This window comes from Flavobacterium succinicans, assembly GCF_001662485.1.
In the GTDB taxonomy this organism is placed as follows: Bacteria; Bacteroidota; Bacteroidia; order Flavobacteriales; family Flavobacteriaceae; genus Flavobacterium; species Flavobacterium succinicans_A.
The window spans coordinates 135678-157229 of sequence record NZ_JMTM01000035.1 but is presented as its reverse complement, the minus strand read 5'-3'; the positions used below and the strand labels follow the sequence as shown (position 1 = coordinate 157229).

Sequence of the window (21552 nt, the reverse complement as noted above, 5' to 3'; positions counted from 1 at the left end):
TTTGTTTTGGGGTATTGAAATAATGAGTATTTTCGCAGGACTAATAAAAATCATCTAAATATTTATTCATGAAAAACAAGATTTTAGCGCTACTTTTTGTTTCTTTTTTCACAACAGTTCATGCTCAGCAGGATCTTTACCACTTATTGGTAGGTACTTATACCAACAAATGTGAGAGTAAGGGGATTTATAACTATAAATTTGATGTAAACTCTGGAAATTCTTTGTTGCACGGAACTACGGTTAACATTCAAAATCCTAGTTATTTGGCGCTTTCTTCGGATAATAAACATCTTTATGCGGTGAATGAAGCTGGGGCAACAAGTACGGTAACTTCATTTAGTTATGATGGAAAAGCGGGAAAAATGATTGTGCTAAATAAGCAAGCGACTAAAGGGGCTGATCCATGTCATATTATCACGGATGATAAAAATGTGATTACGGCCAATTATTCTGGGGGAAATATTACTGTTTTTTTTAAAAATGCTGACGGTAGTTTGACCGATGCCAAGCAAGTGGTACAACTTTCTGGGAGTGGTCCGAATAAAGAACGTCAGGAAGCTTCGCACATGCATATGGTGGCGTTTTCGCCAGATCATAAATATGTTTTGGCTGTTGATTTGGGTACTGATAAAGTTTATGTTTACAGCTACAATGCTGATGCTAGCAAGGATATTTTGACTTTCAAAAGTAGTGTGAGTGTTAAGCCTGGCGGAGGACCACGTCATTTAACGTTTGACAAAGACGGAAAATATGTTTATGTTTTGAATGAACTAGATGGTGGTTTGTTGACGTATAGTTTTGCAAAGGGAGAGCTGACTTTGGTTGAAGATACCTCGGTAATGGCAAGTGATTACAAAGGTGACTTTGGTTCAGCAGCCATAGCGTTATCCCCTGATGGTAAATTTTTGTATGCAACAAATAGAGCAGGGGCTAATACCCTTTCAATTTTTAAAGTATTGAAAAACGGAAAATTAGAATTCAAAGAAGCGGTAAGCACTTTAGGGAAAGGCCCTAGAAGTTTTGTGATAGATCCTACTGGGAATTTGTTATTAGTTGCAAATCAGTCTTCTAATCAGGTAGTGGTTTTTAGAAGAGATAAAAACACAGGCAGTTTGACAGATACTGAAAAAAGAATTTCGGTTTGTGAACCCGTTTATTTGCTTTTTGAAAAGCGTTTGTAATCTAAGGGAATCCATAAAAAAATAAGCCACGAATTCACAAATTAATAAAATTGGTAATTCGCGGCTTATTTTTTTTTGTTCTTATTTGTTGGAATCTTTACGTTTTTTGTCTCTTGTTTTGAGCATGTTTCGGTTAACAGAACCATGTGTTTTTTTCTTGGTTTTGGATGGCCCTCCTAGATTGATTTTTTTGTTCTTTTTGCTTTTTTCATGAAAAGCACCATCTCCCTCTAATTTCACCTTTTTCATTAAAAACTTAACGGGTTGGCGGTCTTTTTCGGGTTCTATCAATTTGGTAGAAATCTCAACTTCTTTTGGGAAAATGGCAATTGGCAATTCCATGTTCATTAAGACTTCGACTTCAATTTTTGCTTCTTCTTCACGAGGTGTGATAAAACTAATCGCGGTTCCGGTAGCATCGGCTCTACCAGTTCTACCAATTCGGTGCATGTATAATTCTGGCATTTCCGGCATTTCGAAGTTGATGACATGAGTAATATTCGAAATGTCCAAACCTCTTGCCATAATATCGGTAGTGATTAATCCTCTCAAGTTTCCTTCTTGAAATGCTGCCATCGTACTCAATCGATAATTTTGAGATTTATTGGAGTGGATAATTCCAAATTGACCTTCGAACACTTCATCAATTCGATTGAAAAGCATGTCAGATATTTTTTTGTTGTTCACAAAAACCAAAACTCTACTCATGTCTTCATTCTTTTCTAACAAATGTTGCAAAAGATTGATTTTAGTATTAAAATTGGGAACGTTGTAGGTGATTTGTTCAATATTTTCTAAAGGCGTTCCTGAGGCTGCAAGGGTTACTTCTTCTGGGAAATCAAAGTAGTCATTCAGTACCGCATCCACTTCATCGGTCATGGTGGCCGAGAATAAAATATTCTGACGCTTGGTTTTCATCATGGCCAGTAAAGCGGTTAATTGTGTTCGAAAACCCAAGTTGAGCATTTCGTCGAATTCGTCGATGACTAATTTTTGAGTTTCGTCAAAGCGAACCACTGCGTCCAAAGCTAAATCCATAGTTCTACCTGGAGTTCCTACCAAAATATCTACACCTTCATAAACCGCTTTCTTTTGGGTATTGATGTTGACGCCTCCATAAATTCCAAGGGTTTTAACCGACATATAGTTGGTTAATTTTTCGACTTCATCCACTACTTGAACAACCAATTCTCGGGTAGGAACAAGGATGACGATTTTTGGTGTATTGGTGTTGGTGAATTTATACAGTTTTAATAATGGAATTAGGTAAGCAAAAGTTTTACCAGTTCCGGTTTGTGCAATTCCCATCATATCTCGTCCTGACATAATTACTGAAAAAGTTTTTTCTTGTATGGGAGTAGGAGAGGTAAATCCTATTTCATCAATTGCTTTTTGTAAAGATTTAGGAAGGTTGAATTGCTCGAAAGTGCTCATTTGCATTATTTTTTTGGCAAAGATACTAATATAAGCTGTAAATACTATTTTCTCGAAGGGTTCCTTAGTGGGCTACTGCTTGGTAATAGAATTGTGATGCTTCATTTTGTTCTTTAGTGACTAACGTTTCTAAGCAATCAATTGCGCTATTTTTTAGTTCGATGTTGTCAAAAAATGACATTCTTTTTTGAATATATTCTATTGTTTTTGTAGTGCCAATAACTTTTAGGGTTTGTAAACTCTGCTCTTGAAGTTGCGGGCTAAATTGATGTAAGACGGATAAGATTTCTGTTTCTGCTTCTTGTAAATGAAGTTTTCTTATGGTGATCAGCGATTCATTTTTTACACTATTATTTTTGAACGAAAGTAAATGAATAATGGCATCGGTATCATTTCCATTGCTTTCATGAGCGGCAATTTTTAATCCTAACAACAAAATTGATGTTTTTTTTGCCTTCAACCAAAAATCAATATTGCTGTTGTAGGGATATTTTTGGATATAAAACAAGTTTTCTATTTTTTCTTTATTTCTAATTATTGTTTTTTTTCTTTGGTAAAGGGTATTTCCTGTTGAGATATTAGTTAGTGAAAGATAGGCTACACTTGCGTTATATTTGAGTTGTTGGTTTTTGCTTTTTAAATAAGGCATAATTTTCTTGATTCCCTTAGAATAATGCATGGTTTGGTAATGATAAAAACCAAGACATTTTTTATATATTTTATTAGTATTGATGAGTCTGGTGGAGTATTTGTATAGTTTTAGGGTTCGATAGATGAGTGTTATAGTTTGTGCTTCTTCTGGACTTAAATTCTTTTTTATAAAAATCATTTCATCGATCAACATTTCTTTGCACCAATTTGCTTTAATGGGTATTTTCTTTTTTAATTGCTTTATATTTAATCGAATAAGTTCTTTTTGTTCTTGGTTTTTGACAACATCTATTAAGAAATGTTTGATAATTGGGAGTGTCTTTTGTTGGTTTTTTTGAAGATTTCTTTTGTAAATTACGTTAAATAATGTCAAAGTCATGACCAAAACAATTGCAGTAATTGCGAGTAACGGTAGTGCATTAGAAGTTATATTGGACAAGAATTCTTTCATAAGAAAAGATTTTTCTTGTCTCAAATATATGAAATAAAATACAAGTATCTGTTGGTTAGTGTATTAAAAAATTAAAATCCTTCAAAAACGCCTAATCCAAACAACGCAAAATCATATTTTACAGGATCGATTGGGTCAAGAATTCGGAGTTGGGTGTCTAATTCATTTACTGCTTTCGCATCGTTTTGTTTTCTTGTCAAAAGCCCTAATTTACGAGCTACATTGCCTGAATGCACATCTAAGGGACAGGATAATTTTGAAGGAGAGATATTTTTCCAGATGCCCAAATCTACGCCTTTGTTGTCTTGTCGACACATCCATCGCAGGTACATGTTGATTCTTTTGGCTGCTGAATTATTTAACGGATCCGAAATGTGTTTTTGACTTCTTTGGGGTTGATTTATTTCGAAAAATATTTTTTTAAACTCATGAATGCTTTTTTGAAGGTTATTTTCTTCTTGGTGTTTAGAAAAAACGGCTTCTAATCCACCGTGATGGCTATATACATGCTGTAATCCTTTGATAAATGCTCGAAAATCTTGACCGTTAAAAGTTCTATGAACAAATGAATCTAAAGCCTCTAATTGACTTTCGTTGTGTGATACTACAAAATCATAAGGTGAATTGCCCATCAAATCCATCATTTTACGACTGTTTTTGATGATCATTTTTCGGTTTCCCCAAGCAATAGTGGCACTCAAGAAACCAGCAATTTCGATATCTTCTTTTAGAGTAAATAAATGCGGAATTTGAACCGGATCACTTTCTATGAAATCTAGGGTGTTGTATTGTAGTACTTTTTGGTCTAGAAAATCTTTGAGTTCGGCCTCAGTCATGTTGGAAAATTTAACTACGATTTATTTGGGCTATTTACCACTAATTTGTCCATCCACCATGACTAATTTTCTATCGGCCATGTTAGCCAAATCTTCATTGTGTGTAACAATTACAAAGGTTTGTCCCAACTCGTCTCTTAGTTTAAAAAAAAGTTGATGCAGATTTTCGGCAGAAACTGTATCTAAATTTCCCGAAGGTTCATCAGCAAATAGGATGTCGGGTTTATTGATTAATGCTCTAGCTACGGCTACACGTTGCTGTTCACCACCCGAAAGTTCATTAGGTTTGTGATTGAAACGATGTGATAAGCCCAAAAAATCTAATATTTTTTTAGCTTCAAGTTCTGTTTCTAATTTGTTTTTACCTGCAATGAAAGCAGGAATACATACGTTTTCTAATGCGGTAAATTCTGGTAATAACTGATGAAATTGAAAAATGAACCCAAGGTTTAAATTTCTGAAACGAGACAAGGCTTTGTCATTCATTTTTAAAACATCTTCGCCGTTGATTAATAAACTGGCGTTTTCTGTTTTTGTAGGTCTATCCAAGGTACCCAAAATTTGAAGTAAAGTGGTTTTTCCTGCTCCAGAAGCACCAACGATTGACACAATTTCTCCTTTAGTGATATGTAAATCTACTCCTTTTAATACCTCAAGTTGATCGTAGAATTTATGTATGTTTTTCGCCTGTATCATTACAATCTATTTTTACAAAGAAACAAAGATTTTATTTGCCACTCAACTATTATAATATTTCTTTATACCAACATTTATTAATATTTAGTTAAATGATCTTTTTTGTTTAATTAATCATTACATTTGTTAAACAAAAAACAAATAATTATTAGATATGAATCATGCAACTTTTGCTGGAGGCTGTTTTTGGTGCACCGAGGCTGTTTTTTTACAGCTCAAAGGAGTAGAGGCAGTAGTATCAGGTTATATTGGAGGTACGATAGAAAACCCAACGTATGAACAAATTTGTACAGGAAGGACGGGTCATGCAGAAGCGATACAGATTACTTTCAATGAGGATATGATTTCTTTTGGTACGCTTTTAGAGGTTTTTTTTGCCACACACAATCCCACAACATTGAATCGACAAGGTGCTGATGTGGGGACCCAATACCGTAGTGAAATTTTTTATCATTCTGAAAATCAAAAGACACTTTCGGATGCCTATATTCGTCAATTAGATGAAGCAAAAGTGTACAATTCACCCATCGTTACTCAACTTTCTCCTTTTACTAAATTTTATCCAGCTGAAGCGTACCACCAAAATTATTATCAACTCAATAAGGAAAAGTCGTATTGCCATTACGTAATTACTCCAAAAATGAATACACTTTCTGAATCGTTTTCTACATTATTAAAATAAACACACCTAAAAGATGAACACAGTATTAGATAGAGAATTAATTGAAATTTTAGGCGATAATCACCAAGCAACAAATGCTGAAACTCCGCTAAGAGTAGATGCATTTCTAAAATCAGATAGCGAAAAAATGCAGCGAATTGAGCATCATTTTCATGCCATTATGGAAGAAATGGGATTGGATATGACAGATGATAGCTTGAGCGGAACTCCTTATCGTGTGGCAAAGATGTATATTCAAGAAATTTTTAGTGGTTTGGATCCTAAAAACAAACCTAAAATTTCCGTTTTCGAAAATAGCTACCAATACGATAAAATGTTGGTTGAGGCCAATATTAATTTTAACTCTACGTGTGAGCATCATTTTTTACCAATTGTAGGTAAAGCACACATAGGGTATGTTTCTAGCGGAAAAGTGATTGGTTTGTCTAAATTGAATCGAATTGTTGATTATTATTCTCGGCGTCCCCAAGTTCAAGAGCGCTTGATTATGCAAATTTTTAATGAATTAAAAACTGTTTTGGAGACGGATAATGTTATCATTGTTATGGAAGCCAAACATTTGTGCGTTTCTAGCCGTGGAATTAAAGACGAAACTAGTTTTACTTCTACGATTCAATATGGAGGGATTTTTAATGAAAAAGAAAATAGAAATGATTTCTTCAATATGATCAAACAAGAATAAAAGGCACTATTTTTGTTTGGACTTTTTCAAAAATTTAAAAATGACAAACCAAGCAGAAAGTAGCACCGAAGCTTCTCAAAAAAGAAGACATTTATTCTTGAGTATCTTGTTTGATGCTATCGGAATGATTTCTTTTTCTATACCAATGATTGGTGAATTTTCAGATGTGATTTGGGCACCTTTAGCGGGTTTTTTGATGACTTGGATGTATAAAGGAAGAGTTGGAAAAGTAGCGGGAGCGATTACATTTATAGAAGAAGCTTTTCCTTTCTCGGATGTTATTCCCACGTTTACTTTGACTTGGATATATACTTATCTCATCAAGAAACAGAAAACTCTTAATTAATACCAACAAAAAAAAGCTTCACAAAGGAAGCTTTTTTTTATGTTTTAAATAGAAAACCGAGTCCCATATTTCGGAGCATTTTTTTTTCGAAAGCCCAAAAAAATCGAAATTGTCCAAATAAAAATCCAATGAAAACCAAAAGCACTTGATAAATTGGAAAAATAAGTAGCAGTCGAATAGGAGTGAACCAAAATCCCAAATCGGCTTTGGTAAGACCAAGCCAAACACAAAACGGTTTGGATAACCATGCTGATGTTGTACCAGTGATTGCAAAAACAATAAAAATTATGGTAAACTGAATGTTACTTTCTATACCCCAACGTTCTTTTAATTTTTTCATTCTTAAGTTTCAATGCTACAAATATACTAAGATTAACGTATTGGGACATTGCCAAATAATCTTTGCTTGTACCGATTTTGAAAATAAATCATGTAATTATAAATAAGATAATTGACTTCGTATCCATAATTGATTTGTGGGTCATAATTTATTGTCATTTCATATAAATTAGGATCAAATCGTAACGGTTGTTGTGCTCTATTGTTCCATTCTGTAATATAGAATCTATTTTTATTTTCTAAATAAGATTGAGAATAATAACCTCTAGGAAGCGCAATAGAATTCAACCAAGTGTTAAACCCTGGGTCAATAATGATTACTTCATATTCCAGAGAATCGTTAGCAATTCTTATTGTGTCTCCTTTAACTGGATTGGTTGCAGGAATTGAAGCTAGACTATTCTTTGGAGTAGCACAAGCGCCAAGTATTGCAATAAGCACGATTATAAAAGCTATCTTTTTCATGGCTTAACTATTGAAAGTGAAATTTACAAAATCTAAGCCCGAAAAATGTAAATTCTATCATAAAAAAACGTCATCTCTTTTAAGGAAATGACGCTTTTCTCTATGTTTTTTTGCTTTTTATTTACCAAATAATTTACCTAGTATTCCTCCAATTCCACCACTGCCTTTTGCTAGATTCATGGCGTCACTAATATCTACTTTTCCATCCGCATTTTGATCCAAGCCAAATTGCGTTCCGTATTTAGAGATGGTATCCATAATTCCTCCTGCTTGAGCACTATTGCCAGCAATTGCTCCAATGATATCCGAAATTTGAAAACTATCGTTTGGATCATTGGCTTTGCCGATCAATCCTCCTAGTATTTTTGGAATCATATCTCCAGCAACACTAGAAGCTGCTTCTTCACTTATTCCGAATTTTTCACTCAAACTTCCGGTCAGTTGTTGTGTGATTTGTTGCACAGCGGGGTTTGAGCTGTTCTGAGCAGTATTGCCTTGCAACAAACCTGCCAATTGCTCAACACCTCCTCCAGAAGCCATTTGTTGTAAACTAGATAGAATGGAGCTGCCTGCTTCTTGCATCACGGCTTCGTTTTGTTCGTTTGGAATAGCATTGTTTTTTACAATGGATTCTTGACCAAATTGTTGAACTAATTGTGTTAATTGCTCAAACATAGGATTTTAGATTTAAAGTATTCTCAAATTTAAATAAAAAAGGGTAATTTATAACTACTGTTAATAAATTACCCTTTTGATATAGTGAAGACTTTTACTTATCCTAACAAAGCAATAATTTGAGAGGCTAATTCTGTTCCAATTCTGTCTTGAGCTTCTCCTGTAGCTGCACCAATATGAGGTGTCAACGAGATTTTAGAATGCATCAAAATCGTCATTTCTGGTTTTGGCTCGCTTTCAAAAACATCTAAACCTGCAAAAGCTACTTTTCCGCTGTCTAAAGCTTTCACTAAGGCAACTTCATCAATTACACCACCGCGAGCGCAGTTTACAATTCCTACACCGTTTTTCATGGTAGCCAATTGTTCTTCGCCAATGATATACCCGTTTTGAGCTGGTACGTGCAAAGTAATAAAGTCTGCTTCTTGAAACAACGATTCCAAAGATTGAGAAACAATGGTAGTTGTTATAGATTGTCCATCAAAAAATTCCACTTTTACATCAACTTGAGGGATAAAGCTATCGGCAGCAATAACTTTCATGCCTAATCCTAAAGCCATTTTTGCAGTAGCTTGACCAATACGTCCAATACCTACAATTCCTAACGTTTTCCCTCTTAGTTCAGTACCATTAGCGTAGGCTTTTTTCAAACCTTCAAAATTGGTATCGCCTTCAAGAGGCATATTTCTGTTAGAATCGTGTAAAAAACGAACCCCAGTAAATAAATGGCCAAAAACCAATTCCGCCACTGATTCTGAGGAAGAAGCAGGCGTATTGATTACGTGAATCCCTTTACTTTTTGCATAGTCCACATCAATATTATCCATACCAACACCGCCACGACCAATAATTTTGATACCTGGACAAGCATCGATAATGTCTTTGCGCACTTTGGTAGCACTTCTTACCAAGATAACGCTCACGTTGTTTTCATTAATAAAATTGGCCACTTGTTCTTGCGCCACTTTTGTAGTGATTACTTCAAAACCACCTTTTTCTAAAGCTAGAATTCCACTTTTTGAAATTCCGTCATTGGCTAATACTTTCATTTTGTTTTTATTTTGTTTCTCTAATTCCTTGTTTGTACCAAAGAATCAACTATTCTGTACTTTTATTTTTTTAGGAGCTAATCCCGCTATCCGTTACAAATGAAATTCACTGAACTCCTATGTAAATAAAAGTTTAGTGAAGTAATCTTTTCTATTTTTAAAGAAAAAATAGAAAAGGATATCCACTACTATCGGGGCTAGGGGAGTTGTGCTTTCAAGAAAATTTGGTGTAAGCGATTAAACCGCTGCTTCCAAAGCTTTCATAACATCAACCAAAACTTGAACGCTTTCTATTGGCATCGCATTATAGATAGACGCTCTATAGCCTCCTACTGAACGGTGTCCTGGAAGTCCTGAAATGTTAGCGGCTTTCCACATCGCGTCAAAAGTATCTTTATGTGCTTCGTCGTTCAATAAGAAAGTTACGTTCATAATCGAACGGTCTTCTACAGCAGCAGTTCCTCTAAACAATGGATTTCTGTCGATTTCATTGTATAATAAAGCAGCTTTTTCATTATTGATTTTTTCGATGGCAGCTACACCTCCCAAGTTTTTCAACCATTGTAAAGTCAATAGCGAAGTATATACTGGGAAAACAGGTGGAGTATTGTACATACTCTCTGCTTTGATATGTTTAGCGTAATCCAACATACTTGGAATCACGCGACCGTTTTTGCCCAAAATTTCTTCTTTAATCACTACTAAAGTTGTTCCTGCTGGTCCCATATTTTTCTGAGCCCCTGCATAAATGATATCAAATTGAGTAAAATCTAAAACACGCGAAAAAATATCCGAACTCATATCACATACAACTGGAATATTCAATTTTGGAAATTCTTTCATTTGGGTTCCAAAAATGGTATTGTTGCTCGTACAGTGAAAATAATCTGCATCTTCAGGCACCGTATATCCTTTTGGAATATGATTGTAATTTTGTTCTTTAGAGGAAGCCACGATTACAGTTTCTCCAAAAGTTTTTGCTTCTTTAATGGCAGCACTCGCCCAAGTTCCAGAGTCTAAATAGGCAGCTTTGCCTCCTTCTTTCATCAAGTTGTAAGGCGCCATAATAAACTCTAAACTAGCTCCTCCAGCCAAGAATAAAGCTTGGTAGCCTTTGCCTGTCAAACCTAATAAGTCTAAAGCAAGTGCTCTGGCTTCTTCCATTACAGCAACAAAATCCTTACTGCGGTGCGAAATTTCTAAAATTGATAATCCTGAGTTATTGAAATCTAAAATGGCTTGAGCCGATTTTTCAAAAACTTCTTGAGTTAAAATACTGGGTCCTGCGCTGTAGTTGTGTTTTTTCATGGTTTGTAAGTATCCGAAAAATTAAAAATGCAAATTTCGACAATCATACTCGAAAACAAGCTGAATTATTCGAAATAATTATACAATTTTCTACTTTATTGTTAGTAAAAATGAAATTGTATCTACATTATCTGCATAATCCCATAATTCAGGACTTTGAGTGCTTCCAAAAGAAATGCTGTTTGGGGTTAAATAATCAGAAACTATACATTGAATGTGCTCATTTTCATCTTTTAAGCGCTGCAATACATCTCCAACGTTTTCGTAGTATTCGTAGAAAACACTAGATATTGGAGAACCATAACCATGATCTTCTTTGATGGTCAAAAAGCCATTGTCAAGCAGCTTAAAATTGCTCATCAAGAAAACGGCTTTATTGTAATCGTAATTGTTGGCATATTTTTCATAATCAATTACATCTTTGTATTTGAAGATGGCTTCAAAAAAAGGAACAAAAGAATAGTCTTTGGGAACAAAAAGTTTTGAAACATTTCGACAACCTAAACCAAAATAGCGAAAGATGTCTTCTCCTAAAGCTTCCAATTGTTCGCTAGTTTCCTTCCCGGTTATTATCGCTACTGAGTTTCTGTTTTTTCTAATTACCGAAGGTTTGTCTTTGAAATAATATTCAAAATAACGAGCCGTGTTGTTGCTTCCTGTTGCGATAACGGCATCAAAATTTTCTAATTTCCCTTCGACAAAAGTGATTTTTTCTTTGAATTCAGGTGCAATGTGTAGTAAATATTTAGCAAGAAATGGCAGTAAATGTTGGTCATTCGATGAGGTTTTTACTTGCACACTATGACCAGAAATCAGTACCGATAGAAAATCATGAAACCCTACCAAAGGAATATTTCCAGCAAGGATTAGTGCAATTGTTTTGGGTTGTACTGCTGAAAAATCATACTTAGAAAGCCATTGGTCCAATTTTTCTTTGGTTAAGGCTTTAGACCAAGATTGAAAGGCAAAACAAACTTGTTCTGGGGTATACCAGCCGTTATGAGACTGAGAAAGAGCAATTAAAGTAAGACATTCGTCAAAAAAGAGATCGTTGCCTTGTACTTCATTTTTGATTGGATTTTCTAAAGAAGAAAATTGACTTAAGAATTTACCCAATTCAACAAATTTACTTTTTTTTGTTTCTAATGTCATATTGCTTGTGTATGAAATCTTTTGATTGTAATTTTGCACAAAAATAAGCTTTTTAGAAGCTAAAGACAACAGTTGTTTTTTTATTGTGAAAATCGAAAACAAAGACAACTACTTTAAATTTTAATTAAAAATTTAGTCAAAGATGGCAATTATTATTACAGACGAATGTATCAACTGCGGAGCTTGCGAACCAGAATGTCCAAATACAGCAATTTATGAAGGTGCGGATGATTGGCGTTATAAAGATGGTACCAAATTAAAAGGAAAAGTAATTTTACCTGATGGTACCGAAATTGATGCCGAGGCAGCTCAGACTCCAATTTCTGACGAGGTGTATTATATTGTTCCTGGGAAATGTACAGAATGTAAGGGTTTTCATGACGAACCTCAATGTGCGGCTGTTTGTCCTGTTGATTGTTGTATTCCAGATGATAACCATGTAGAATCTGAAGAAACTTTGTTGAACAGACAATCGTTTTTGCATAACGAATAGAAAAAATAGTTTTTTATTATCTATAGACCCGAGTAAAACTCGGGTCTTTTTGTTTTGTTTTTTTGTTGGTGTCTGTTTTGTGTTTTTATTTACCTGACGATCAATGCATTGGTTGTTTTCAGGCTTGTTTTAGTAATATATTTTACTTTTTTTGCTTTTTTTCATCAACTAATTTTATATTTTTATAACAACCAGTAAAGTTTTAAATTAAATAAGTAACAAAATCACTTCACATGAAGAGAATACTTTTATTCTTTTTAGTAATGGCTAGTACTTCGGTTTTAGCGCAGAAAGTAGAAAGAGCTTTGATAGTTAAAGATATGGACACGCAACTTCCTATAGAAGATGTTACCGTTTTGGTTGCGAAAACCAATCAAATCCTAATGAGTAATAAGGAAGGGGAAGTTAGTTTTATGGTAAACGGAAATTCAAATATTCAGTTTTCTCATCCTTCTTATGTAGGCATTACAGTTCGTCCGGCTATGCTTAAGCAAAGTGGTAATGTTGTTTATCTAAAAAGTAGCTTAAATAAACTAGACGAATTGGTAGTTACTCGTCAGCATCCTCAAAAAATATTAAAGTCTTTGGTAGCCAATTCTATAAAAAAATTCAATGTACCTGCACGTTTGAAGGTGTTTTGTCGCGAGTTTTTCAAACTCAACGGTGTTTATTCTTATTATACAGATGGTTTGCTGAACTTTCAGATCGTAGGCGATCAAAAAAAGTTAAATTCAACAATTCTGGTAGAGCAAAATCGTTCTTTTGGAGTAGTAGAAGAGGAGGTAAGTGCTGATTTATTGGGGTACAACTTGAATAATATTATGGAAAACTATTATACTTTCAAGTATTTAACGCCAATTTTAGATCCCAAGGCTAAAGATAGTTACTATTTCTTGGTCCGTGCCTATTCTGAGAATGATACCTATTATATTTTGACTGCTACCCCTTTGGATAATTCTAAAGGCTTGCTGGATGAATTTAAGATTATTTATGACAAACAGAAAAATTTGATCATCGAAGTGAGTTCTAAATTATCTGAACTTAGTTTGGCAAAGACTGAAAATACTACAAAAACTGGTGCTAAAAATATTTATATGTCAAATTTTAAGACTACATATAGAGTAGAGGATGCTAATTATTTTTTGGTAAGTTCTAAAGAAGAGATTGGTTTTGAAAAAGTTTATAAAAAAGGAACTAAAAACATTCAGGTTAGTAATTATCTAGTTACAACTAATTTTAGTAATCAAAACTATACCTATCGTGAGCCTCAGGTTTTTAAAGAGAAAACCCTGATTAATAAAGGGAATAGTATTTTGACCAACTATTGGGATTTTTCCGGCTTGACGGCTACAGATGAAGAGTTGCGTATTATTTCAATTATTGAAAAAAACATGTAATTTCTTTTGTCTCAAAAAGTTTAGATTTTTTTCTTTTTTGCTACAATTACATAAGTGTCGTAAGCGTAGGTTTTTCTGTCGATGATTTCAAGGATTTCGAACCCTTTCATGTAAAGAAAAAGTTGCATTTCATTTAGAGTAAACACTCTAACCGTAGAAAAATCTTCTGCAATTACGTCTTTTTCATTATTGAGAAGCGTATAATAGGTCGCAGTCCATTCCATTAAAAAATTATCTGAGGTGGTAAGCTTCCAATTGCTATCTCGGTAATGAATAATTCCATCACAATCGGCTTCATGGAGTATGTTTTTGTGGTTTTCGGTATAGGGAATGTACCGATTTGCATCAATAAAGTCAAAAACAAATATTCCTTCATCATTTAGATTTTGATGAATAGATTCAAAGCAATAATATACATCTTCATTGGATATCAAATAACTAGTAGAACGCCCCGTGATAAGGATAGAATCAACGGGGTTTTCTAAGGTAAACTCTCTCATGTCTCCATGAATAAAAGTACTTTTTGGAGTTCTTTTTTGTGCAATTGCGATCATATCTTCGCTCACATCCAAACCGATATAGTTAAAGCTATTTTGCGAAAAAAATTTGGCCAGATTGCCAGTTCCGCTTCCTATTTCCAGAACAGATTGGCTATGGTTTTTTTCTAAAAGGCTTCTGTAAAAATCATACTCTTCGGTATAGTTTATAAATGTTTGATACATGGCGTCATAAATGCTAGCCATTTTATCATTGTATAAGTCTGCCATATTATTTGTTTTGAATTATAAATATAATGATTTTTAAAAAGAAAAGGGCTGTCGAAATGACAACCCTTTTTAATCTGTACTATACAATTAACTAGAACTTGTAATTCAATGATAAATTAAACATAGTTCCTAATTGGCTAAAATGGTATCCATCATACGTCATTTGAGAATAACGACCATTAAAAGTAATTAAATTGTATTGTGTTTTAGTTTTAGCAGGATCATTTAAAATGGCTTGTCCTGCGGCATTTTCTGCCTTAAACTTCCATTCTGGTAAAACATTCAATAAATTATTTACATTTAAAGCCAAAGTCAATTTGTCTGTAGCATTGAAATTGATTCCTAAATCGGTAACAATTTTTGGAGTAAATTCTGTTCTCAAATCATTGCTCATACCGTCTTGTTTGAAAGTGGTTTTTCCAAAATAAGTATTGTTTAGAGAAAAGCCAAATTTTCCAATTTCATAGTTTGCACCTAAGATCCATTTTGTGTTAGGTCTTGAAGTAAATGTTAAAGCGTCTAAAATTGGACCGAAACTATCTCCTTTTCTTACGTCAGAAATTCTTTCATTTTGTAAAGTGATATTTCCAGATAAATTGAAGCCTAATTTTCCTGTGCCTATTTCTAAATTATTGTAATTGGCTACTACATCTAATCCTGAGGTTCTTGAATCGAAGGAGTTAGAAAACCAAGCTACATTTCCAAATTGAGTGTCTTGTCTGTCTCCTAAAACAATTCTATCTTCTACTTTAATGTTGTAGTAGTCAATGGTGAAGTTGAAGTTTTTAGTTGGTTTAGCACCAATCCCAATAGTGACATTTGTTGAGTTTTCTGCTTTTAAAGAAGGAATTCCTAAGATACGGGCTTGTGGTGAAACATTATTGATAATACCGCTCAATTGAATTCCTTGACCAGCTACAAATGAATATTGTGCTTTTTGAGTATAAATTTGGTGTAAAGTTGGTGCTCTAAATCCAGTAGATACTGATCCTCTTAAAGTGATTTTGTCATCCAAGAATTTGTATCTTGTACTTAATTTCCAAATTGTTGCGCCGCCAAAATCACTGTATTCTTCATGGCGTAACGTACCATTTAGCAAAAAGTCTTCGGTCACATCATAAGCGATATCAGCATAAAAACCCAAGTTATAACGGTTCCATTTTCCAGAATTTTCAGGACGATTACCAGCAAATGAATCAGCTCCAAGACCTTCCCATGATGCTTTGTCTCCTTCTACAACTTCAAAAGTTTCTGTTCTGAACTCTGATCCAAAACCAATACTTACTTTGTCAGATAGATTTTTTGATACATCAATGTTGCCCACGATGTGGTTGAATTTAGTGCCTCCAGGTTTGAATGAGATTGGAGAGTTTTCTTTGTATATATTATTTCCATTAGCATCCTTCAAGTCAGATCTGTTTTGAGAGTTTTCTACGGTATAGATTTGGCTATTTCCACCAACAGTAATACTTCCGTCAGTATTCCAACCATTGGTTTGGTTTTTGAATCCAAGAGTTGCATTGTAATCGTTCAAGTCTCCAACAAAAGTTGGTACATATCCTTTGTAAGAAGCTGCTGTTCCATCACCAAAAAAGTCGGCTAGATAAGGATTTGTAGGGTCTAAAGTTCTCCAATACGGAGTTCTGTAATTGGCGAATGAATTTACTTTTTTGTAAACATAGGCTGCATTGTAGTACATCTGTGTGTTTTCGCTCAAGTCTTTTCCTCCATTTACTAAAAATTTTGCTGCAAGTGTTTCTGGTGAACCGTTTATGTTTCCAGCATCAGGGTATTTTGCTAAAAAAGATTGAACATCAGATAGGCTTGCTCCAAAGTCTCCTGCTTCTCCTGCTGCATCAACTGTTCCTGGGCGATTAGCAAGCTTTACTTTTGAGAAATCAAGGGTGTAATTTAAAAAGCCTTTGTCACCTACTGTGGTACCATTGTTAATGCTTATGCCTAGCATTTCTCCATCACCTTCAGAAGTTATACCACTTCTTAAGGTAGCTGATCCAGTATTGCTGTTTTTCTTTAAAATAATGTTCATTACCCCTGCAATTGCATCAGATCCGTATTGAGCAGATGCTCCATCACGTAAAATCTCCACTCTTTCGATTGCATCAGTAGGAATTGCTGAAATATCCGCTCCTGTTTCTCCACGTCCTGGAGAAGTTTGAACGTATACTAATGAACTTAAGTTTTTACGTTTTCCATTAATTAAAATTAATGTTCTACTTGGTCCCATATTTCTAATTTCATAAGGGTCAAGTAAGGAAGTCGCATCGTTTACAGGAGTTTGTACGGTGTTAAATGATGGGATTTTATACTGTAAGGCTTTGTCGAAAGTGGCTTGACCAGTAGATACTAAATCTTTAGAGGATAAGACATCAATTGGAAGCGCTGAGGTGGTGTTACTTCTTGGAGCCGTTCTAGTTCCAGTTACTATTACTTCTTGTAGGTTTTGTCCACCTTCTTCTGATAAAGTGATGTTTAGTACTGTACCAGAAGTTGTTTTAGTTACCGTGTTGTATCCTACGTAACTAAAAATTAAGGCAGAATCTTCGTTGATTCGGATTTTGTACTTCCCATCCATATCGGTAGAAGTACCATTCGAGGTTCCTTTTTCGATTACATTTACTCCTGGGAGTGGATTTCCTTGATTATCTTTTACCATACCGGATACTTCTTTTTGAGCTACCATAATAAAGGAGCATAAAAGAAAAAATAATAAGCTTAGTTTTTTCATAAATTAATAAGTTTTTGGTTATTGTTTGGTTTAATTTTGGTTAAATATAATAAAATTTAACAACAAAATTAAAAATGTTGATATTTTTGGTTTTTTTGTTAACTTTCAATAAATGTTAGAATCTTCTTCAACAAGGATATTATAAATCTTATATTTGCAAACTTTTAAAAAATATAATAGCTAAAAAGAGGATTGTTTTTAAATTCTCGGAAAAACATAAATTATGAAAGCAGGAATTGTAGGCTTACCGAATGTTGGAAAATCAACGTTGTTCAATTGTTTGTCAAATGCCAAAGCGCAGAGTGCAAACTTTCCTTTTTGTACTATCGAGCCAAATATTGGCGTGGTGAATGTACCTGATCCTAGAATTGAAAAATTGGAACAATTAGTAAAGCCAGAACGTGTGCAAATGGCTACGGTAGATATTGTAGATATTGCTGGTTTGGTAAAAGGTGCAAGTAAGGGAGAAGGATTAGGGAATCAATTTTTAGGGAACATTAGAGAGTGTAATGCTATTATTCATGTTTTACGTTGTTTTGATAATGATAATATTGTTCACGTTGATGGTAATGTAAATCCTATTCGTGATAAAGAAACTATCGATATTGAATTGCAGTTAAAAGACTTAGAGAATGTTGAAAAACGTTTGGAAAAAGTAAATCGTGCGGCAAAAACTGGAAATAAAGAAGCACAAACCGAGAAAGCTTTATTGGATCGAATAAGAGAAGCGCTTTTGCAGGCCAAATCCGCAAGAACTATTTTTCCTCAAAGTAACGATGAAGAAGTTTTGATGGAAAGTTTTCAATTGATTACAGCAAAACCGGTTTTATATGTTTGTAATGTAGATGAAAGTTCGGCTGTAAATGGGAATAAATATGTAGATCAAGTTCGCGAGTTAGTAAAAGATGAAGAAGCAGAGGTAATTGTACTTTCGGTAGGAGCAGAGGCTGATATAACTGAGCTAGAAAGCTACGAAGAACGTCAAGTTTTTCTTGAAGATATGGGATTACAAGAACCTGGAGCCTCTGTTTTAATTCGTGCGGCATATAAATTATTAAAACAACAAACCTATTTTACTGCGGGTGTTAAAGAAGTACGTGCATGGACCATTAATATTGGTGCAACTGCTCCACAAGCAGCTGGAGTTATTCATACCGATTTTGAAAAAGGTTTTATTCGTGCCGAGGTAATTGCTTATGAAGATTTTGTGCAATACGGATCAGAAGCAAAATGTAAAGAAGCAGGAAAATTTAGAGTTGAAGGAAAAGAATATGTAGTAAAAGATGGCGATGTAATGCATTTTAGATTTAATGTATAATAATAAAATAGTGCATAAAAAATAGACCGAGCGATTTGCTCGGTTTTTTTGGCTAGTTTTAGGGGGGGATTGCATAATAGGAAGTGTTAATGGGTAGGCTAATCCACGAATTTAGAAATTTTGCCTCTCATTCATTCACTCCCTTTTTTTATTTACGACTATGAGCAATATATTTTCTGAAAACAAGCAAGTTGGTAAGGTTTCGTCTTTTACGGATTTAGTAGAAACGGATTTTAAAGGAGCAATGAATGCCTTGTGTTGGCACCGAAATTTGGAAGGCGATTTTACAGCGATTGTAAGTCAACTGCAACTGAAAGAGAATATAACAGAAATTTTCCCTGAGGATTTATTAGCACTTCAGTTGTCAGAAGAGGGGCATAAGGCAAGAGAAATTATCTTAAACGATTTACGATTATTGACTGATTTTGGGGCTTCTCCTTCACTTAATTTGTTGAAATGCTATGACCGTGATGATGAATTTGATTTCATCTCCACAGACGTGTATTCCTATCATGTAGATCGTTCTCCCATTGCAACAGATACTTTTTTATGCACCTATCACGGAGTGGCCAGCGATATTATTCCAAATGAACAAGCGGAACAAAAAATTCTAATTCCAGAAATCAGAAAAAAACTTGAAGCGTTGCATCAAGGTCCATCTGAGGAATTTGAAGATTTTTTGAAAGAAAATTATTTTGATTTGCATTATCAAGCCAAACCCAATGCTCAACCCATTAATTTAGGAAAAGGTCATCTTTGGCGTTTAGCCGTAGATCATCCCAAGCAGCAAGTCTTGCCATGTATTCACAGAGCACCCATAGAAAATGAAGATGAATTTCGTTTGTTGTTGATTTGTTGATATCCAGTGCATCTTTTTTTTCAAAGCCGAGAACTTTTTCACGAGTTGGTAGTATTAGAGCAGTTCAAGATACGCTCCAATTGGTTCTTCAATGTTTACATTCAAATACAAAAGTATTGCATCTTCAAAAAATGTAATGGGGTCTTGCTTTTATTGAGGTACTTGGGTTTGCTTCGAAATATCATAAGTTTTCAGGATTACAAACCTTTTTTTGTATGAATTTTAATTATCCAACCATTTTTTAAAATCATTAACCCTTTCCCTGCTTACAATTTTGGCATCGGTATCTAAAAATTTCGTTGAAATGGACAGCCGACTATTGAAATAAGTATTCACTTTTTCAATAGATTGTATATGTAAAATTATTTTTCTGTTGATTCGAAAGAAATTTTTGGGTTGCAAAAGTGTTTCGAGTTGGTCTAAGGTGTAATCGATTAAATGTTGCGTACCCTTATTGGTTACCAAAAAGGACAAACTTTCTCTGGTTTCAAAATGATGAATGTCTTCTGTCTTTATGGTATCGATAGTTTGACCAGATTTGACTAAAAAACGAGTTTTATACTCTTTGTTTACTAGCTGATAAGCTTTGGCAATGCTCGAAATAATGTCTTTATTTTCTAATTGTTGCTGTTTTTTGAACTTCTCCATTGCAAATTGCAACTCTTGTAGAGCAATGGGTTTCAATAAATAATCAATGCTGTTTTGTTTGAAGGCCTGAATAGCATAATTATCAAAAGCAGTGGTGAAAATAATAGGAATTTCGAGTTTTATTTGATTAAAAATTTCAAAACTATTGCCATCTGCCAAATGAATATCCATGAAGATTAAATCAGCATCTAACCCTTCTTTAAAAGCAGTGACGGAAGCCGTAATGGTATCAAAATACTTTATAACAATAATTGAGGAATCAATTTTTTGTAAAAGAACGTTTAAATGTTCCGCCGACAACTTTTCGTCTTCTATAATTACAACTTTCATTTCTTTTGAATTAATGGTAAAATTACTTTAAATAGTAATCCGTTGTTATGGACGACAACTTTTTCATCGGTGAAAAAGGAATAGCGTTGTTCTATATTTTTTAAGCCCGTTTTGGTACTATCTGTAACGTTGCTTCTAGGCAAAATTGGATTTTCGATGATTAATGTATTGTGATGCGTATAAATTAAAACTTTCAACGGATTGGCTTGAGAGGTTTCGTTGTGCTGAATCGTATTTTCAACCAACATTTGCAAACACATTGGTAATAAGAAATCATTTTTTTTATGCTCCTCAATATTAAATTCAAACAAAATACTGTCTTCAAATCGTATTTTTTGCAAATAAATATAATGATTTAAAAACGCTAATTCTTCTTGTAAAGGCACTAATTCGGCATTTTTTGTATCCAAGACATAGCGATAGACTTTGGCTAATTCATTGATAAAAAAGGCAGCTTTGTCTTGATTTTTGTACACTAATGAAGTTAAAACACTCAAATTATTGAATAGAAAATGAGGATTAAGTTGGCTTTTTAAATTTTGCAATTGAGCGTTGATGCTTTCGGTTTTATATTTTTCGACTTCAAATAAGCTGTTTTTTAAAGCATTGAAAAATTCAATACCAATCTTAATGGCCAAAAGAGCAAGAGTAAATAGAATTGCTGGAGGAAAAATTTCTATCATTTTACGATTGATAACCCGACCATCTCCAAATCGTAATTGATGCAATATATACATCAAAGCAAATAGGGTGATTGAGGTATATACCACAGTAAATACACTCTGAATAATCAACCTTTTTCTAGCATTAAGAATCCAGGGGTTGCTCTTGTTGAGTGATTTGTCTATAATTTCGTTGCCTTGCCAAATAATTAGTACAATTGCGGCTATAAATACTAAGTCCCAATCAAAAAAATCATCCAATCGAAAAAAAATGATTTTGAAAAAAAGGGTAATTGCAATTGTAATTCCTAATTTGTTGATGATTTCAATTTGTGAATTTTTCATTAAAAATATAATTTATAAATATAATTTGTAAAGAAAT

The 21552-nt window shown here is 33.9% G+C and carries 22 protein-coding genes; 8 read left to right on the top strand and 14 right to left on the bottom strand.

Annotation, left to right across the window (positions count from 1 at the left end):
• The first annotated feature begins 68 nt into the window (after positions 1-68).
• A complete protein-coding gene (locus FLB_RS06235) occupies positions 69-1184 on the top strand; it encodes a lactonase family protein (RefSeq protein ID WP_064715094.1) in 1116 nt (371 codons plus the stop codon).
• An 81-nt stretch (positions 1185-1265) separates the two neighbouring features.
• On the opposite strand, the gene FLB_RS06230 is transcribed toward FLB_RS06235, so the two are convergent.
• The 4 genes from FLB_RS06230 to FLB_RS06215 form a co-directional block, all read right to left on the bottom strand.
• Complete coding sequence (locus FLB_RS06230; protein ID WP_064715283.1) at positions 1266-2618, bottom strand: DEAD/DEAH box helicase; 1353 nt, start codon at positions 2616-2618, stop codon at positions 1266-1268.
• Between the two features lie 64 nt (positions 2619-2682).
• Positions 2683-3720, bottom strand: coding sequence for a hypothetical protein (locus tag FLB_RS06225; protein ID WP_157490560.1), 1038 nt, complete (start codon positions 3718-3720; stop codon positions 2683-2685).
• 71 nt (positions 3721-3791) lie between these two features.
• Positions 3792-4556 (bottom strand): TIGR02757 family protein, encoded by a 765-nt coding sequence (locus tag FLB_RS06220; protein ID WP_064715092.1) that lies wholly within the window; start codon positions 4554-4556, stop codon positions 3792-3794.
• A gap of 30 nt (positions 4557-4586) precedes the next feature.
• The gene (locus FLB_RS06215; RefSeq protein ID WP_064715091.1) at positions 4587-5252 is read right to left on the bottom strand and encodes an ABC transporter ATP-binding protein; all 666 of its coding nucleotides are present in this window, start codon (positions 5250-5252) and stop codon (positions 4587-4589) included.
• A 154-nt stretch (positions 5253-5406) separates the two neighbouring features.
• On the opposite strand from FLB_RS06215, the gene msrA reads away from it, so the two are divergent.
• Genes msrA through FLB_RS06200 form a run of 3 tightly spaced genes read left to right on the top strand, consistent with a single transcriptional unit; the run spans position 5407 to position 6962 of the window.
• Positions 5407-5934 carry a peptide-methionine (S)-S-oxide reductase MsrA gene (msrA, locus tag FLB_RS06210; RefSeq protein WP_064715090.1) on the top strand — a complete coding sequence of 176 codons (528 nt, stop codon included), beginning with the start codon at positions 5407-5409 and terminating at the stop codon, positions 5932-5934.
• A 13-nt stretch (positions 5935-5947) separates the two neighbouring features.
• Positions 5948-6616: a GTP cyclohydrolase I FolE gene (folE, locus tag FLB_RS06205; RefSeq protein ID WP_064715089.1), complete on the top strand. Its 669-nt coding sequence runs from the start codon at positions 5948-5950 to the stop codon at positions 6614-6616.
• Between the two features lie 40 nt (positions 6617-6656).
• Positions 6657-6962 (top strand): hypothetical protein, encoded by a 306-nt coding sequence (locus tag FLB_RS06200; RefSeq protein ID WP_064715088.1) that lies wholly within the window; start codon positions 6657-6659, stop codon positions 6960-6962.
• Positions 6963-6999: 37 nt separating this feature from the next.
• Here FLB_RS06200 and FLB_RS06195 read toward each other — a convergent pair whose 3' ends face one another.
• The 6 genes from FLB_RS06195 to FLB_RS06170 form a co-directional block, all read right to left on the bottom strand.
• Positions 7000-7302 (bottom strand): DUF6787 family protein, encoded by a 303-nt coding sequence (locus FLB_RS06195; protein ID WP_064715087.1) that lies wholly within the window; start codon positions 7300-7302, stop codon positions 7000-7002.
• Between the two features lie 32 nt (positions 7303-7334).
• Complete coding sequence (locus FLB_RS06190) at positions 7335-7766, bottom strand: DUF6146 family protein (RefSeq protein ID WP_064715086.1); 432 nt, start codon at positions 7764-7766, stop codon at positions 7335-7337.
• Positions 7767-7883: 117 nt separating this feature from the next.
• On the bottom strand, positions 7884-8441 hold the full coding sequence (locus FLB_RS06185; protein WP_064715085.1) for a DUF937 domain-containing protein: 558 nt from the start codon (positions 8439-8441) through the stop codon (positions 7884-7886).
• A gap of 98 nt (positions 8442-8539) precedes the next feature.
• Positions 8540-9490, bottom strand: coding sequence for a D-2-hydroxyacid dehydrogenase (locus FLB_RS06180; RefSeq protein ID WP_064715084.1), 951 nt, complete (start codon positions 9488-9490; stop codon positions 8540-8542).
• 237 nt (positions 9491-9727) lie between these two features.
• Positions 9728-10798 carry a 3-phosphoserine/phosphohydroxythreonine transaminase gene (gene serC, locus FLB_RS06175; RefSeq protein WP_064715083.1) on the bottom strand — a complete coding sequence of 357 codons (1071 nt, stop codon included), beginning with the start codon at positions 10796-10798 and terminating at the stop codon, positions 9728-9730.
• Positions 10799-10888: 90 nt separating this feature from the next.
• On the bottom strand, positions 10889-11950 hold the full coding sequence (locus FLB_RS06170; RefSeq protein WP_064715282.1) for an acyl-CoA reductase: 1062 nt from the start codon (positions 11948-11950) through the stop codon (positions 10889-10891).
• Between the two features lie 142 nt (positions 11951-12092).
• On the opposite strand from FLB_RS06170, the gene FLB_RS06165 reads away from it, so the two are divergent.
• Both FLB_RS06165 and FLB_RS06160 read left to right on the top strand, forming a co-directional pair.
• Positions 12093-12443, top strand: a complete 351-nt coding sequence (locus FLB_RS06165) for a 4Fe-4S dicluster domain-containing protein (protein ID WP_064715082.1) — start codon at positions 12093-12095, stop codon at positions 12441-12443.
• 233 nt (positions 12444-12676) lie between these two features.
• Entirely contained in the window at positions 12677-13840 is a 1164-nt protein-coding gene (locus FLB_RS06160; RefSeq protein ID WP_064715081.1) for a hypothetical protein, read from the top strand.
• 20 nt (positions 13841-13860) lie between these two features.
• On the opposite strand, the gene FLB_RS06155 is transcribed toward FLB_RS06160, so the two are convergent.
• Together FLB_RS06155 and FLB_RS06150 are read right to left on the bottom strand one after the other, a co-directional pair.
• A complete protein-coding gene (locus FLB_RS06155; protein ID WP_064715080.1) occupies positions 13861-14607 on the bottom strand; it encodes a class I SAM-dependent DNA methyltransferase in 747 nt (248 codons plus the stop codon).
• A gap of 91 nt (positions 14608-14698) precedes the next feature.
• A complete protein-coding gene (locus tag FLB_RS06150; RefSeq protein WP_064715079.1) occupies positions 14699-17353 on the bottom strand; it encodes a TonB-dependent receptor in 2655 nt (884 codons plus the stop codon).
• Positions 17354-17576: 223 nt separating this feature from the next.
• On the opposite strand from FLB_RS06150, the gene ychF reads away from it, so the two are divergent.
• Positions 17577-18671: a redox-regulated ATPase YchF gene (ychF, locus tag FLB_RS06145; protein WP_064715078.1), complete on the top strand. Its 1095-nt coding sequence runs from the start codon at positions 17577-17579 to the stop codon at positions 18669-18671.
• A 160-nt stretch (positions 18672-18831) separates the two neighbouring features.
• Entirely contained in the window at positions 18832-19530 is a 699-nt protein-coding gene (locus FLB_RS06140; RefSeq protein ID WP_064715077.1) for a hypothetical protein, read from the top strand.
• Between the two features lie 222 nt (positions 19531-19752).
• Here FLB_RS06140 and FLB_RS06135 read toward each other — a convergent pair whose 3' ends face one another.
• Positions 19753-20508, bottom strand: a complete 756-nt coding sequence (locus tag FLB_RS06135) for a LytR/AlgR family response regulator transcription factor (protein WP_064715076.1) — start codon at positions 20506-20508, stop codon at positions 19753-19755.
• Complete coding sequence (locus FLB_RS06130) at positions 20505-21515, bottom strand: sensor histidine kinase (RefSeq protein ID WP_064715075.1); 1011 nt, start codon at positions 21513-21515, stop codon at positions 20505-20507. Before FLB_RS06130 ends, FLB_RS06135 begins: the two co-directional genes overlap by 4 nt.
• Between the last annotated feature and the right edge of the window lie 37 nt (positions 21516-21552).